The sequence below is a fragment of the Psychrobacter sp. CLB018 genome (assembly GCF_041222815.1).
In the GTDB taxonomy this organism is placed as follows: Bacteria; Pseudomonadota; Gammaproteobacteria; order Pseudomonadales; family Moraxellaceae; genus Psychrobacter; species Psychrobacter faecalis.
The window spans coordinates 2,225,078-2,241,654 of the sequence record NZ_CP166085.1; the positions used below are offsets into that span (position 1 = coordinate 2,225,078).

General features: G+C 43.8%; 12 protein-coding genes. 2 read left to right on the forward strand and 10 right to left on the reverse strand.

All coding sequences use genetic code 11. From position 1 onward, the window contains the following. Nucleotides 1-598 precede the first annotated feature (598 nt). Complete coding sequence (locus AB8P72_RS09390) at nucleotides 599-1,732, reverse strand: endonuclease/exonuclease/phosphatase family protein (RefSeq protein WP_369957671.1); 1,134 nt, start codon at nucleotides 1,730-1,732, stop codon at nucleotides 599-601. Nucleotides 1,733-2,185: 453 nt separating this feature from the next. Here AB8P72_RS09390 and asd point away from each other — a divergent pair, with 453 nt between their 5' ends. Next, entirely contained in the window at nucleotides 2,186-3,319 is a 1,134-nt protein-coding gene (asd, locus tag AB8P72_RS09395) for an aspartate-semialdehyde dehydrogenase (RefSeq protein ID WP_369957672.1), read from the forward strand. A gap of 82 nt (nucleotides 3,320-3,401) precedes the next feature. Here asd and AB8P72_RS09400 read toward each other — a convergent pair whose 3' ends face one another. Then, nucleotides 3,402-4,112 carry a heme-binding protein gene (locus AB8P72_RS09400; protein WP_369957673.1) on the reverse strand — a complete coding sequence of 237 codons (711 nt, stop codon included), beginning with the start codon at nucleotides 4,110-4,112 and terminating at the stop codon, nucleotides 3,402-3,404. A 284-nt stretch (nucleotides 4,113-4,396) separates the two neighbouring features. Between AB8P72_RS09400 and tgt the strand changes: the two genes are divergently transcribed. Continuing rightward, nucleotides 4,397-5,548, forward strand: a complete 1,152-nt coding sequence (gene tgt, locus AB8P72_RS09405) for a tRNA guanosine(34) transglycosylase Tgt (RefSeq protein WP_102076366.1) — start codon at nucleotides 4,397-4,399, stop codon at nucleotides 5,546-5,548. Nucleotides 5,549-5,710: 162 nt separating this feature from the next. Here the strand turns inward: tgt and AB8P72_RS09410 are convergent, their stop codons facing one another. The 8 genes from AB8P72_RS09410 to AB8P72_RS09445 all read right to left on the reverse strand — a co-directional run bounded on the left by AB8P72_RS09410 (nucleotide 5,711) and on the right by AB8P72_RS09445 (nucleotide 16,510). Then, on the reverse strand, nucleotides 5,711-7,063 hold the full coding sequence (locus tag AB8P72_RS09410; RefSeq protein ID WP_369957674.1) for a sodium-dependent transporter: 1,353 nt from the start codon (nucleotides 7,061-7,063) through the stop codon (nucleotides 5,711-5,713). Nucleotides 7,064-7,370: 307 nt separating this feature from the next. Then, nucleotides 7,371-8,150 carry an acyl-ACP--UDP-N-acetylglucosamine O-acyltransferase gene (gene lpxA / locus AB8P72_RS09415; protein WP_068404561.1) on the reverse strand — a complete coding sequence of 260 codons (780 nt, stop codon included), beginning with the start codon at nucleotides 8,148-8,150 and terminating at the stop codon, nucleotides 7,371-7,373. Between the two features lie 257 nt (nucleotides 8,151-8,407). After that, complete coding sequence (gene fabZ / locus AB8P72_RS09420; protein ID WP_068404562.1) at nucleotides 8,408-8,917, reverse strand: 3-hydroxyacyl-ACP dehydratase FabZ; 510 nt, start codon at nucleotides 8,915-8,917, stop codon at nucleotides 8,408-8,410. Nucleotides 8,918-9,031: 114 nt separating this feature from the next. Further along, a complete protein-coding gene (gene lpxD, locus AB8P72_RS09425) occupies nucleotides 9,032-10,048 on the reverse strand; it encodes a UDP-3-O-(3-hydroxymyristoyl)glucosamine N-acyltransferase (RefSeq protein ID WP_068404563.1) in 1,017 nt (338 codons plus the stop codon). A 160-nt stretch (nucleotides 10,049-10,208) separates the two neighbouring features. Continuing rightward, on the reverse strand, nucleotides 10,209-12,635 hold the full coding sequence (bamA, locus tag AB8P72_RS09430; RefSeq protein WP_068404565.1) for an outer membrane protein assembly factor BamA: 2,427 nt from the start codon (nucleotides 12,633-12,635) through the stop codon (nucleotides 10,209-10,211). A gap of 264 nt (nucleotides 12,636-12,899) precedes the next feature. Then, nucleotides 12,900-14,276: an RIP metalloprotease RseP gene (rseP, locus tag AB8P72_RS09435; protein ID WP_068404567.1), complete on the reverse strand. Its 1,377-nt coding sequence runs from the start codon at nucleotides 14,274-14,276 to the stop codon at nucleotides 12,900-12,902. Nucleotides 14,277-14,335: 59 nt separating this feature from the next. Then, the gene (gene ispC, locus AB8P72_RS09440; protein ID WP_313492559.1) at nucleotides 14,336-15,544 is read right to left on the reverse strand and encodes a 1-deoxy-D-xylulose-5-phosphate reductoisomerase; all 1,209 of its coding nucleotides are present in this window, start codon (nucleotides 15,542-15,544) and stop codon (nucleotides 14,336-14,338) included. 156 nt (nucleotides 15,545-15,700) lie between these two features. Next, a complete protein-coding gene (locus AB8P72_RS09445; RefSeq protein ID WP_068404570.1) occupies nucleotides 15,701-16,510 on the reverse strand; it encodes a phosphatidate cytidylyltransferase in 810 nt (269 codons plus the stop codon). Between the last annotated feature and the right edge of the window lie 67 nt (nucleotides 16,511-16,577).

Below are 16,577 nucleotides of genomic sequence, written 5' to 3' on the forward strand. Positions count from 1 at the left end.
TAATGCATGTACCCTTTTTTAATTTAGGTCATTTATTAAAAACTCCATAAATGATGGGATAAGCTTTAGCTCAGAGCTCTATAGTGAGTGAAAAGTAATAACAATACATCACGCACTGCTGATATCAATTTTTCTTGCTAGCTGTGCCTGCGCAGACAGAGGCTACAAAAAATTGATATCAGCAATACCGTCGCGTTTTTAGGATATTTTAACTATACATTCATTAACGCTTTTATTAACGCTTTTATTAACGCTTTTATTAACGGTCGAAAATATTTTTCAAATAAAAATAATGCACAAAGAAAAGCCCCGAACCTAGGGCGTTGGGTTCAGGGCTATGGCGTTTCATATTGTTGTTATTATCTCTTCCGTGTTGACTCGTCCTAAGTCATAAACAGTAACCTATAAGACAGCGGGCTGACCTGTGCTTTTATTGTTACTGCCTCAACACTGCATCCTTACGTATCCTTGTGTTGATGGTTGTATTCTAGGTGAATTGACGCGGAACGACTAGAGGCTAAAGACCTTATTTAGCGTAAGCATTTGCTTACGTCGCCATTGTTTGTGGCGAGGGTTTTATACAGATGATAAAACCTTTTTAGCAATCACTTTCCTTTTCAGCCTCTGCATGTTCTTTTGATACTTTACAGCCCTCTTCCTTACCCGCTTCAATGGTATTTTTTGCCTCTTTGACATCTTCTGCCTTCTCAATTGGCGCATTAGTTTCTTGGGTGCTGACTTTTTCGGGCTCGTATTGTAGCGTTGTCAGCACCGGAAAATGGTCGGAGCCGATAGACGGCATGCGCTGAATATCGACTAAGGTGAAGCAGGCACTATGGAAAATATGATCTAACGCCCAACGTAAAAACGGATATTTAACATGAAAGGTATTGATAAAATGGCGCCCGATACGAGGATCTAGCAAGCCTGAGATACGTTGAAAGCGGCGGGTAGTCTTTGACCAAGCGACATCGTTTAAATCTCCTGCCAATATCGCCGTTTGCTTATTTTCTTTGATATGTTTTCCAACCATCAGCAGCTCAGCATCGCGGGTCGTAGACTTATCTGCCTCTGTCGGACTGGGCGGCATCGGGTGCAAACAATAGAGCCAAATCACTTGTCCACCCTGCAAACGTAGCTGCGTATGGATAGATGGAATATCATCAATCATCAAATACTTAACTTCAGGGTCTATGAGCTCAAGCTTAGAATACAGATGCATACCGTATAGATTATCCAAAGGCACTTTGACAGTATAAGGATAATTTGCTTCTATTTGATTAAGGGCTTTCTCCCATTTTTTATCAGTCTCTAAAGTAATTAAAATATCGGGGCGCTTATCTTTTACCAGTTCAACCAGTTTTTGGGACTCATCATTGGGTGTCAATACGTTTGAAACCATGATTTTAAGCTGGTGCGCATGTCCATTTGGCATATCCTTGGCAGTGAGCACTTCTTTTTTCCAAAGTATGGTATAGGGCAACACCATACGCAATTGAAAGGCGAGCGCGCTACTTAAAACGATAAATAACAGCCACTGACCAAACTGCCAGTCCGACCAAAATATAACCATGCCAAGCCAAGCGGCGAGCCCGAGGAACATAATTTGAATACGGGGAAACTCAACACCTCGCACCCACCAATTATCAAGAGGCAACAAGCCCCAAATAGTGACAAAGGCGATGAATCCTGCCAACCACTGAGCGCCATAATATAAGAGGGAGAGATCCATAATGTGTGTCGACCGTTTATTAAATGAATGGCAAAGCCAATAATAGTGAATATTCTTTATATAATAATTGTTTGGGCTAAATTTATTTAAGCTAAAAATGATTGAGCGGCTGAACTCTAAACCTTTGTCACAAGATAAATAGCCTGCTTACTTTAGCACCTCATCACGCCTGCGCCTACTATTGAACATTCATTAGACGTTAGCGGCTATAAAAAATTACAATTTAAGCCTTATTTAGAGGGGCTTGAATTTAAGAGAAGTTGACACGATAAATAATCAGCAAGCTTAATAAATAGCAGGCTTTATGGGTAGTAGCATTGATAAGTAGAAAAGTGAATAAGTCATATCTAAAAAATGCGGTATATTCTCTAAAAAACCTTGCTTTTTGCTGCTATTCACGGCATTGTTATCGGTTGGCAGTGCAACAATTTATGGTGAAAAGGATTGAGTTTTATGAGTAATTTAACAGTAGGCTTGGTAGGCTGGCGCGGTATGGTCGGGTCAGTATTGATAGAGCGTATGCGTCAAGAAAAAGACTTCGATGGTATCACACCAGTGTTTTTTTCGACCAGTAACGCTGGCGGCGACGCCCCAAGCTTTGACGGTATCAAGACCAGCAAACTAAAAGATGCTCATGATATTGAAGCACTTGCTGCCTGTGACGTAATTATCACCTGCCAAGGCGGCGATTATACCTCAAAGGTACATCAGCCCCTACGTGATAGCGGTTGGACTGGCTACTGGATTGATGCAGCAAGCACCTTACGTATGGAAGACGACAGCATCATCATTCTTGATCCTGTTAACCGCAGTGTGATTGATAAAGCACTGGCAAATGGCAAAAAAGACTTCATCGGTGGTAACTGTACCGTGTCACTGATGCTGATGGCAATCGGTGAGCTGTTTAATAAAGGCTGGGTTGAATGGGTCAGCGCCATGACTTATCAAGCAGCGAGTGGCTCTGGCGCCAACAACATGCGCGAGCTAATCGAAGGTATGGGCGTACTCCATGAAGCAGTCAAAGACGAGCTTGCCGACCCTGCCAGCGCCATCCTTGAGATTGATAAAAAAATCGCTCAGACACAGCGCTCAGACGACTTTCCAAAGCAATACTTTGGCGTACCACTAGCAGGCAGTTTGATTCCTTATATCGATTCGCAGTTAGAAAACAAACAATCGCGCGAAGAATGGAAAGGTGGCGTTGAAACCAATAAAATCCTTGGCAATTCTGAAGCCGATAAAATTGCCATTGACGGTATGTGTGTCCGCGTTGGCGCCATGCGTTGTCACGCTCAAGGCTTAACGATTAAACTTAAAAAAGACATCCCGCTAGAAGAAATCGAAGCGGCATTGAAAAACAGCGATAATCAGTGGTTAGATGTGGTTGAAGATACCAAAGAAGCTGCTATAAATCGCTTAACACCGGTAGCAGTAACTGGCACTTTAACAGTGGCGCTAGGACGCCTACGCAAGCTCAATATGAGCCCTGAATATTTGGGTGCGTTCACTGTCGGCGACCAGCTATTATGGGGCGCAGCAGAGCCATTACGCCGTATGCTGAATATTATCCGTGAGCAAAACAGCTAATCTTATTTAATCGCCAATAAAAAAGACAGCGCTTGCTGTCTTTTTTTAGCATCATTTTTGGCGTTATTTTTTTAATAATGAATCATTTAGGCTGATAAGCAATCATTATTTCATTGCGGCGCATAAATGGCAGCGTCCAAGGTGGATTATAACGCGCCAGCTCAGGCTTACCTGTGATGGTTAAATTTTGCCCTTGCATCCAAGATTGTAGCTCTTTAGTTTTTGCCGCGACCTTTTCAGTACCCGCCAATCCTGAAAATTTAATAACGCCATAAGTTTGCGCTGGAACTTCTACAATTTCGATATTCGGATTATTGGGTTTTGGCAGCGTTTGCAGCGTATATTGGCTTGGCATGGTAAATTGCACGCGCCATTTATCTTTAGTTTGTTGAATGCTGACTGGCGCAGTCATGGCAATTTTCTGTGACTCACCGCTCCCTTTCTTAGTTTCAGGTTGCATCGTGACGGGAGCCGTCATGCTAATTTTACGACTCTCGCCATTTGCGGCGCTATTATTGCCAAAGATATAATCTGCTAGAATCTTGAATCCTGCACGGCTAGCGGTATCTTGGTCGCCCGTTACCCAAGTCTGTGCTACTAATTGCTCATCGTAACGACGCAGCTCAAAGTCTTCAGTCTGTTTTAGTACAGTATATTTTGGCTCTTCGGTTGCCATAGCTGCTCCTGATAGTAATAATGCGCTCGTTAAAAACAGTCCATCTAATAGGGCTTTATTTGATAAGTCATTATTCAATAGCAAGCGAATCGATGACAAATAGCGTGTTTTAGCCATATTATCTCTCCGCTATATACATTTAGACCTTAACATTTATTTGATTTATAGTAGCCACTCTTCTACTTTAGCAATGACTTGGCAAGAATGTCTGTATTTTTCGGTTATAGCATGCCAATTAATAAGCGATTAATGTCCCGTTTAATTGTTAGCATGCTTAGGCTATTTTATAAACGCTCTCCTTCTCTAAACCAATTGTCAGCCGCTTAAATATCCATGTCCAAAAAAATGCTTAACAATGTTATAATTAGCGCCATTTTCATAGCTTAAATAGCGGTTATCTTATGCAATTTGTTTTACACAAAACGGCCAGCGGTATCACGCGCGCACGCCGTGGTACGGTTCATCTCAATCATGGCGATGTGCAAACGCCTGCTTTTATGCCAGTGGGTACTTATGGTACCGTAAAAGGCATGCTGCCACGGGATATCGAAGCGATTGGCGCCGATATTATCTTGGGCAATACTTTCCATTTATGGCTGCGTCCGGGCACTGATATCATTGATAAATTTGGTGGTCTGCATAAATTCATGCATTGGGATAAGCCAATCCTTACCGATTCGGGTGGTTTCCAAGTATTCAGTCTTGGGGCCATGCGTAAAATCACCGAAGAAGGCGTGACTTTTAAATCGCCTATCGATGGCGCAAAAGTATTTTTATCGCCAGAAAAATCGATGCAAATTCAATATAGCTTAAACTCAGACATCGTGATGCAGTTCGATGAGTGCACGCCCTATCCTGCCACTCATGAAGAAGCCAAAAAATCTTTAGAGTTGTCACTACGCTGGGGCCAGCGCTGTGTCGATGAGCATAAGAAGCTTGGCAGCACCAATGCCTTATTTGGCATTATCCAAGGCAGTATGTATGCCGATTTGCGTCAGCAATCACTCGAAGGTCTGCTTGAGATTGGCTTTGATGGTTATGCCATCGGCGGTTTATCGGTTGGCGAACCAAAAGAAGAGATGATAGACGTCCTAGATTATATCGCCGACGATATGCCCGCTGACAAGCCGCGCTATTTGATGGGCGTTGGTAAGCCTGAAGACCTCGTTGAAGGGGTACGCCGCGGCGTCGATATGTTTGACTGCGTGATGCCGACTCGCAACGCCCGTAATGGTCATTACTTTGTCACCGGTGACGCTGAGAATGCCGGCATTATACGCATACGTAATAGCCAGTATCGCACTGATGAAGGGCCATTAGACCCTGAATGTGACTGCTATACCTGCCAAAACTTTAGCCGTGCTTACTTATCACATCTAAATAAATGTAAAGAGATGCTAGGGGCGCAGCTAGCGACTATTCATAACCTGCGTTACTATCAGCGTTTGATGCAAGGTATCAGAGACGCGATTGAACAAGATAAGTTTGATGAGTTTGTAAATGAGTTTTATAGTAAACGCGGACAAAGCGTTCCTGAACTCAATTTACGTTAACCATTTCTAGAGTTATTTTATCTGCGTAAGATGCTTGAAGCTGCTTTAAGCGAGAGACATTAAAATGGAAAAGGGCTTAAGATTAATCTTAAGCCCTTTTTGTTTAGCTAGAGTCTTTATTACCTAAAATATTAATACTATTAATAGGTAATAGGCAATCTATTAGCTCATTAATGTGGTCACAAAAACAATCAGTACAGCAATCGGCGCGACGAATTTAGCAATGATTTGCCATAATTGCCAGGTACCATTAGACAATCCAAGCTCTTGCTGAATGCTACGTTGATCCATTTTCCAACCGACAAAGATAATCGCGGCAAGACCGGTTAAAGGTAACATGAATTTACTGGTTAATTTGTCCAGAGCATCAAAAATACCATTACCCATGATGGTAAAGTCGCTCCATAGATTGAATGACAACAAAGCTGCGATACCTAATAACCAAACCGCGATACTAGCGACGATGGTCGATACGGTACGGCTCATTGGCGTACGCTCTTCTAACAGCTCAACCGTTGGCTCAAGTAATGAGATTGAAGAAGTCACAGCGGCAAAGGTAATCAATAAGAAGAACAACGTACCAATGATGGCACCGGCGCCCATGCTACCAAAAGCAATTGGCAAACTGACAAAGATAAGACCAGGACCTGAAGCAGGATCAAGACCGTTGTTAAAGATAATTGGGAAAATAGCCAAACCAGCCGCTAAAGCAATGACAGTGTCTAGAATAACAACGGTACGCGCCGTGCTTAATAGATTGACATCACGACCCAAATAAGAGCCATAAGCCACCATGATGCCCATACCGATAGATAAGGTAAAGAAAGCATGACCAAGCGCCGCTAGCATCACATCGCCATTTAACTTACTAAGGTCTGGCGCAAACAGGTAGTTCACCGCTTGGCCAAAACCGCCATTCATGACGTTGTAACCAACAATCACGAATAAAATCAAACCCAGTAAAGGCATAAGCACTTTGGCAGTGTTTTCAATACCTTTCGTGACACCAACACCGACGATTAAAGCGGTGATTGCCATGAAAACCGTATGCCAAATTGTCAAGGTGCCAGCTGACGCTAACATCGCGTCAAAGGTTGCCGCTACAGAGTCACTGTCTTGTCCGGCAAAGCTGCCTGAGCCAACTTTGGTGATGTAGTTAAGCGCCCAGCCACCGATGACACTATAAAACGATAAGATTAAAAAGCCACCTAAAATACCAGTCGCACCGACAATACCCCAACTGCGTGATTTACCTTCGCTTGCGGCGACATCAGAAAACGTATTGATAGGGTTTTTTTGCCCACGGCGACCAATCAGCCATTCTGCAACCAAAATTGGAAAACCAATCAGAGCAAGACAAAATAAATAGGCGATAACAAAAGCGGAACCACCACTCTCCCCAACCATATAAGGGAACTTCCAAATATTTCCTAAACCAACTGCCGATCCTACTGCTGCTAGTACGAAGCCAAAACTTGAGCTCCACTGAGCATGTTCTTGTTTATGAATAGCCATTTTGCCTTCCTCGTGCTTCAATTACTGTTGCTTATAATCTTCCTTGATTATCATAAATCGCTCTTAATGACTGAGACTCATTTAACCAGCTTGTCAATGTGACGCGCTTAGCAACATTATGAAAGAATTGTTTACAATATCGTAAACGCCCAGTTTCTGCTAAGCGACCAAAAAAGTCAAGTAGCGATAAATATAAAAAGCCATAACTATTAGTTATGGCTTTTTATATTTATCGAGATAATTTGTCAAACTATGCTAGATGCAAAATCTTGCTATTATGCTACTTTTATAATTACTAAAACTATGTTTACCGTACCACGCCTCGGCGGCTTTTTTGTAGCGAATCTATTAGCAGGGCGATTTTTGGCTCTGTTGGTAATAGCTCTGTTTTTAAAATCTCAAGCGCTTGAGCCGTTGTTAGACCTGATCGGTAGATAACACGATACGCTTGGCGCAATACATCAATCGTCTCTTTAGACCAGTCTTTACGGCGCATACCTTCGACATTTAGCCCGTGGGCTTTAGCAGGATTACCTGAAACCATGGTAAAAGCAGCGACGTCTTTTAAAATTAGGCTGGCGCCGCCAACCAAACTGTAATCATCAATGGTACAAAACTGATGAATACCTGAGTTGCCGCCAATAATCGTATGATTACCGATAGTCACATGCCCTGCCACCCCAACATTATTAGCCAATACATTGTGGTCACCGATTAAGCAATCATGGGCCACATGGGTATTGACCATCAAAAGATTGTGACTGCCAATCTTCGTTAAGCCGCCGTCTTGCTCAGTGCCACGGTGCAAGCTACACGCCTCGCGAATGGTATTATGATCGCCAATCTCAAGCCACGTGCGCTCACCAGCGTATTTCAAATCCTGCGGGTCTTCCCCAATACTGGCGAATTGATAAAACTGGTTGTACTGCCCAATACGCGTCAGTCTTGCTACGACCACGTGCCGATGCAAAACCGTATGGGCACCAATAGAAACTTCATCACCGACAATACAATAAGGACCAATGATGGCAGTCTCATCAATGTTAGCGGACGGTGAGATGAGTGCTGTTGGATGAATCTGACTCATAATATGGACCTTTGTATCATCTGATGCGAATAAATGGTAAAACAAGTAAAGCAAGCTTAGGGTAAATAATCAACCTGATACTGGTTCTGGTTAAAACTGGTTAAAAAGACAACGACGCCCAAAAGCACAGTGGTGTTTAAAAATGGCAATCTAGGTAAAATACCGAGATAAATTTCTAGATTTCTACTAACAATTATCTAAAGGCGAAAGATTTAGCCAATCTTATAAACTTGCCATACGTTAGCGTTCATCGTATTTTATTGTCCCTGACGGGCAATCATAATTTGAGCACTAGCAGCAAGCTCATCTTCGACATGGACGGTACAATCAAACTTATAAATACCCTGCTTTTGCATCACGGTTTTTGCACGGATAATCAGCTGGTCACCAGGGATAACACGGCGTTTAAAGCGCACTTTATCCACCCCTGCAAACAAATACAAATAACCATCTTCTGCCGTCAATCCAGCGCTGATAAACCCAAGGACGCCCGATACTTGCGCCATCGACTCCACCATCAATACACCCGGCATGATGGGCTGATCGGGAAAGTGTCCATTAAAAAACTCTTCATTAATGGTCACGTTTTTGATCGCTGTAATGCATTCGCCAGGGCTGCACGATATGACTTTATCTACCAGCAAAAACGGATAACGATGCGGCAGATAGTGCTTCAATGTATGATAGGTTAATGGCAGTGTTAAGCCTTGTTCTGCTAAGCTTTTGATGTCTTCATCGCTCGGGCTATCAATATCAGTTGTGCTCATAATGGCGCTTCCTTGCTATATACTAAGCAGTGCTTTATGTTTAAGCATTGCTGTGTTTTTAAATTTTATGAATAAATTGGATATGTTGTTAAGTTATGTATTAACCGCGCTAGACTAATCGCGACCAAGCTGGCGAAAGCGTACCGCCGCACGGCGCCAATTGGCGGTTGGCATGGCCGCTGTACCAGAGGAGTATGAACCAGCCTTGGTAATGGATTTGGTCACCATGGTCATGCCAGATAAGGTGACGTCATCAGCAATCTCAATATGGCCAGTAATGCCAACAGCGCCGCCGATAATACAGCGCTTGCCAATAGTGGTACTACCGGCAATGCCAGTTTGCGCTGCGATGGCAGTACCATCACCGATACGGACGTTATGGGCAACTTGTACAAGATTGTCAATAATAACATGATTGCCAATCACCGTATCGTCAATTGCTCCGCGATCGATACAGGTTTGGCTACCTATACGTACATCATCGCCAATCACTACGCGTCCTAATTGAGCAATACGCTCCCAGCCGGTAACACTAGGATTACTCGTAGGCGCAAAGCCGAAGCCTTCTGACCCTATGCTAACGCCAGCATGCAATCTTACACGATTACCAAGCACACAATCATGCCCGATGACCACTTGTGACTTGAGCACACAATCGGTACCAATATTGCTGTTCTCTTCAATGACCACATGCGCATCGAGCACACTGCGATCACCAATTTGTACCCCTTCGCCAATCATACAAAAAGGCCCAACAGTCACCTCATTGCCAATAACTGCACTTTCCGCTATCACGGCACTCGGATGAATACCCTCAAATAAAGATGTACGGGAAAAAAGCTGACTGGCACTGGCATAAGCCAAATAAGGTGCCGCAACGATTAAGGCAACCGTATTCTGTGCAACTTTGCTTTGATGGTCTGAGGTGGTCAGCACAGCTCCAGCCTGACTGTTTGCCAGACTAGGCAGATAATGTGGGTTGGCCAAAAAGCTTAACTGCTGCGGATTGGCGGTGGTTAAATTACCGATACCCTCTAATTTTAGACACAACTGTTCAGCGCTAAGGTCATCCTTGTTAAGAACCGGCTGACGCTGCTCAATGCGAGTGATAAGTTGCTCAATCGTTATCATAGTTGCTATTGGTATAATTAAAATTAGTATGGGTATCAATAAGTGAGTCGCCAAGTTGAGATATCAGCTTGGCGACCTATTAAATTTTAACTGCGGACTAGTTTACTTAGCTGCATAAATAAACAAAAGCAATTAAACCGCTGCATTTAACTTTATCGGACTAAAAAGTATTACCAATTTGGAACTGAACTTTTTCAGTCTCATCGCCTTCTTTATCACCGATAGGCACAGCATAACTGAGCGAAATCGGACCAATTGGTGTATACCAGGTTACCCCTAAACCCGCACTAAAGCGGAAATTATTGTCTTGGGTTAATAATGGAACACCCGTGTCGTCACCACTAACAGGATCAATAAAAGTGCGGTCCTCTTTATCTGTGGTATCAAATACTTGACCACCTTCGGCAAATAGTACTGGACGTACTTGATCCGCCCAATCGCCTTTAAATGGCATCGGTAGAATTAGTTCAGTACCAAAGCTAACCAACGCATTACCACCGATCTCTTCTGGTTTCAACGAGCCTGGTTTATCACTGACCGCATCATAGTAGCTTTGCGATTTAGGTCCTAGCGTTGAAGCTTCGTAACCACGTACTGAGCCATAGCCACCGGCGTAGAAGTTTTCATAAAATGGCAAGTCATTACCGTAGCCAAGCTTGGTATAACCGCGGGCAACCCAATCTTTATAAATCGGATAGTAGATATTGCCACGATAAACAAGTTTTTGATAACTTTCATCGCCAAAGCCAATGGTTGCATCGACAGTATGGCTCATGCCTTTGTTTGGGAATACGGGGCGATCTAGCGTACTGTAATCCCAGCCTAATAATAAGTTATAGGTCTGATAATCGTTTTTAAAGCCGGTGCGACCCGAGAATTCATTATCATCATTGATAAATTTTTCGAATGAACCACCACCATCAATAATCTGCTGCACGTTGGACACACCAAGACGGCTACCAGCACGTACGGTGGTCTTATCAACGTTTAAACCTGCACTCACACGTTTGGTTTCATCAACAGGATAGCTGTAGTTCAGCGTGGCACCGTAAGCGTCGGTGACATAGTTACTAACGTTTCTGTCGTCGTATTTGGTTTCGCGATAATATGCGCTGACACCTTGCGACACACCGTTTTCGGTAAAGTACGGATCGGTATAACCTAAGCTGTAAGAATCGCGCGTTTCTGAACGTGATAGCGCAGCTTTCACGCGGTTACCCGTACCCATAAAGTTATTTTGGGTTAAGTCTAACTGGAAAGTCACGCCGCCACTTTGCGAGTAACCAGCAGCAATCGTTGAGCTGCCAGAAGGCTGCTCTTCGACCGTATAGTTGACATCAACTTGATCTGGCTGGTTTGGCACAGGCTTTACATCAACGTTGACCGCCTTAAAGAAACCGGTACGCATCAAACGAGTACGCGACAGCTGAATTTTATCATTAGAGGCCAGTGTACCTTCTAACTGACGCATTTCACGGCGCAATACTTCATCTTGAGTTTTTAAGTTACCCGTAAAGTTGATACGGCGCACATAAATAGGACGCGCAGGATCAATATAATAGTCGATATCGACCACTTTGGTCTCATCATTGATACGCGGTACTGGTCTGATTTGCGCTAAATAATAACCTTCATTACCATAACGGCTCTTCAGTGCAGCAGTGGTCGCATCAAGTTTGGCTTGTGAATATTTTTCATCGGGCGCAAACGTGACCAGCTCTTTTAGCTCAGCGTTATCAAAGGTTGGTTTACCTAAGAAGTTCACCTCGCCAAACTGATACTGCTCGCCTTCGCTAAGACTGACTTCGATAAACACATTGCTTTTATCTTCGCTAATATTAAGAACCGCATTGTCGACAGAAAAACGTACATAGCCATCGTTTTGATAAAGTGCTTTTAGATTTTCTAAACTTGCTGCCAGCTTTTCTTTGGCATAGCGATCAGACTTAGATAACAGGCGCGTCCACGACGACTCTTTTACCGCAAAGACGTCTTTAATCTGCTCATCACTAAAGTGCTTATTACCAATGATATTGATATCGACGACTTTGGCGGGTTTACCTTCGATAAAGCGCACGTCAAGCTTGACGCGATTACCATCTAATAGTGTCTGATCGACTTCAATATTGCTATTGTAATAACCTTGACTGATATATTGCTGTTGTAGCTCGTTGGCGACACCTTGCAGCGTCGCTTGCTTTAGCACATCACCGACAGACAAACCGGCGTTACCAAGCCCTTGCTCAAGCCCTTCTTTTGGGATAAGTTTATTGCCTTCAAAGTTGACTTCAGCAATGATAGGACGTTCGACGACATCAAAGCGCAGCTTGCCGCCTTCGACACGACTTTGAATATCAGCGAAGTTTTCAGTCGCATATAGTGCCTTAATACTGGCGGCCAAACGACTATCATTAACCGTATCACCCACCGAAATCGGCAAAACTGGATAGAGACTATCAGGAGTTAGGCGTTGTAGACCATTAAAGCCGATATCAGTGACCACAAATTCTGCAGCCTGCACCGGCATACTCATCATTGCTACAACTAACGGCAACCCAGCCGCGCTCATAAATAAAGGCGTACGCATAAACACTATCCGTCAATAAAAAACTTGCTTAAGTTAAGGTAAAAAGCACGTGTTGTCTAGCCCATTTCGCATAAAGTCGAAAAACTTCAGCACGGCAGACTCAGGACACTTTATATAAAACGCATCATAAAATAAACTAAAAAATAAAATTAGTACAGTAGCGGTAATAGAAAATGATCGCCGTATTACATGAACTGCCTGCGCTGTAGCAGCATGCAAGCATTAAACCATCATGCTTTAGTGAATAAACCGCCGCATCATTTATCAAAATAGCCGACTGATATCATTACCAATTGCTAACACCATGAAACCTGCCAGCAAGAGTAAACCGATATTTAGACCGACCATTTGCACGCCCTCAGACAGCGGTTTACCGCGTATCAGCTCAATAAGGTAGTAGACAATATGTCCACCATCTAATACTGGAATGGGCAAAAGATTCAAGACCGCAAGGCTCAAACTGATCAACGCTGCTGTCGATAATACCATCTGCCAGCTAATATCAAAGCTTTGTTTGGCGACTTTCGCAATGGTAATCGGACCTGATAAATTCTCCAAACCTATCATACCTGACAGCATCTTACCCATTGAGCTGACTGTCATAACGGCTAACTGTTCCGTCTTTTCAAATGACTTGATTAAAGATTCCCCAGGACCATAAACGACCGTGGTTTTGTAGGCGTCAGGAATGACAATTTCAGACTCTGCCACCATAGCACCAATTTGCCCGTAATCGTTACCTAAATTGTCTTTTTTACCTTGCGGCATGATGGATAACTGAACTTGTTTACCATCACGCAATACAGTGAAATTAAGCAAAGTTTCAGGATTGTCGCGAATGATACGTGTGGCGCTAATCCAGTCGGTAATCTCTTTACCGTTAATAGCCGTAATGCGGTCACCAACCTGCAAGCCTTGACGGCTGGCAGCGCCATCGGGCGTTAAATTGCCAACGATTGGTGCGATGTTTGGTTGCCACGGTATCATACCAAAGCTTGATAACGCATCTTTGCCTTGCGCGTCGCCTTGCATAAATTCTTTAATCGGTGCTTGATAGGTTTTGGTGGCGTTACTACCTTTCGCCTCAGATTGTAAGGTGACACTGACATGATCGGTTTCACCCATACGTCCCGCAAGGCGATAGTTAATACCTTCCCACGTTTGGACGTCATGACCGTCAATAGCGACAATTTTATCACCCACAGGCAACTGTGCCATCGCTGCTGGGGTATCGGGCAGGACTTGCCCTATCTTTGTTGCCAATTGCTCAGACGGGGTCATAAATAACACCCAAAATAGCGCAATAGCGATGACAAAGTTCATAATAGGACCGGCGGCAACCACTGCAATCTTTTTGAGCGGATGTTGGCGATTAAACGCTAGATGTAGCTCGTCTGCTGCTACCTCACCTTCACGCTCATCAAGCATTTTGACGTAACCACCAAGCGGCAGTGCCGAGATACGATAATCAATGCCGCTTTTTTTACTGGTCCAACCAAAGAGTTTGGGACCAAAGCCGATAGAATAAGTCAGTACTTTAACGCCGCAAAGCCGCGCCACGATGTAATGACCCCACTCATGTAAGGCGATGAGTGGACCTAAGACAAATATTGCCGCAAGTAGCGTTAATAAAAACGTCATGATCTTTTCTCAATATGCTCTTTTAACATCGTTTATCAAATGACTGAACTTCTATAGATTCATGCCAACTTTGCTACTAACGTATCAGTATGCTGACGCGCTATTTGATCAATCGCTAAAATATCTTCGATATCGGCAGTCTCATTTAATACCGCTACTTGTATCTCATCTAGTGCTTGCGCATTAATATCGGCAATATCAGTCAGACGAATCTGCCCATTTAAAAATGCGGCAACTGCAATCTCATTGGCCGCATTTAGTACAATCGTGGCCTGCGTACCCGCTTGCATCGCTTGCCTTGCCAAGCGCAAACAGGCAAATTTTTGCAAATCAGGTTCAATAAACTCTAAACCGCTTAACGCAAATAAATCTAATGGCTGCGAGCCGCTATCGATACGGTCAGGGTAACTAAGTGCATGGGCAATAGGCGTTTTCATATCAGGGCTGCCAAGCTGCGCCAAAAAGCTACCATCACTATATTCTACCATTGAGTGAATGATACTTTGTGGATGAATCACCACATTTATCTTATCCTCACTCAAATCAAATAAATGACAAGCTTCGATGAGCTCAAGCCCTTTATTCATCATCGTTGCTGAGTCAACCGATATCTTTTGTCCCATTGACCAATTGGGATGTTTAACCGCTTCAGCAATGCTTGCTTGCTGCATTTGCGCAAACGATTTCTGTAAAAAAGGCCCGCCAGACGCGGTCAACCATAGCTTACGAACGCCATGGTTTGGCTGATGAATTTGGCTACTGTCTTGTTGAATCGCAAAGGGTAAACACTGGAAAATCGCATTGTGTTCTGAATCTAAAGGCAACAAAGTCGCGTGATGCGTTTTAACCGCATTAATCATCACCTTCCCTGCCATGACCAATGCTTCTTTATTCGCCAATAAAATACGCTTGCCTGCACGCGCTGCTGCCAAAGTAGAAGGCAGACCGGCTGCGCCTACGATAGCAGCGACGACGGTATCGGTTTGCGGATCAGTCGCAATATCGACCAACCCTGAAGCACCGCCGACCACGTCGATATTTAAACCAGCGGCACTAAGACGCTGAGCGAAATCATCGACCGCTGCTGTCGGCACACTGACGCGTTTTGGCAAAAACTGTTGGCAAAGCGCGAATAATTTATCTAAACGGTGGTAGCCTGATAAGGCATAAACGTCGTAGTTCTGTGGTTGTGCCGCCAAAATTGCTAACGTGCTATCGCCTATCGAGCCTGTCGCGCCTAGTACGGCGATGCGTTGGGTCATAACCATCTATGCCTATAATACGGTGAAATTAAATGAGAAATAAAGACAATAAATATAAGGTATAAAACCTAATAAGAGGCAGCCTAGTCGCTACCAAATACGTAAGCCCTACCTATTTTATATCTTTAGCCTGATAGCTTTTTATTTTTGGACTACTTATTGTTATACGACAATTAGACCAAGCTGCTGTAGCGCCCAAAAGCCAAGCGCAAATATCGGAGTAGCAGATAATAACGAATCAATGCGGTCAAGTACCCCGCCATGCCCTGGCAAAATGGTGCCAGAGTCTTTGACGTCAGCGCGGCGCTTGAGCATCGACTCAAATAAATCGCCGAGTACAGAACCCAAAATCGTCAGTGCTGACAATGCTACAAAGGCGACTAACGGTAGACCAGTCAACTGTAGTTTAAAGACACTAATGACGATGACCACAAGCAAACCTGTGACCAAGCCGCCTGCTAGGCCTTCCATGCTTTTATTGGGGGAGACGTTTGGCGCCATCTTACGGCGACCGAGCTTACGCCCAACAAAGTAAGCGCCACTATCGGCACACCAAACCAATAAAAATACATACAGCAGCCACCATGCAGACAGTTGCCATAAATAGAACATAGCGGTAATGGCAGCGGTTAATATAATAGCGCCCATCCAAGCCAGTTTTTTACCGTACCAGTTGGTATGACTAGGAAAGACTCGAACCCAAGACAGGGCCATCAGCCAGATAACTAGTGATGCCACCCACCAAAACAGCCAGGTGACTTTAAACATCAGCGAGACGATGGTCAGCGCCAAAACCAACAACACAAACAACGCAGGCTGCTGCCATTTTGGCATCAGCTTGGTCCACTCGTGGGCAGCGATAATGACACCAATCGCTAGCAGCGGTGCAAATAAAATAGGCGTTTGGCTCGCAAACATTGCAATACCAACGATAATAACGAGAACAATTGCCGTCTTAATTCGTTGCCACATACTTATCGAGCCTTATATAACGAAAAATGTTTGGTCAAAATCTAGCATAACAGCACTCTATAATAGC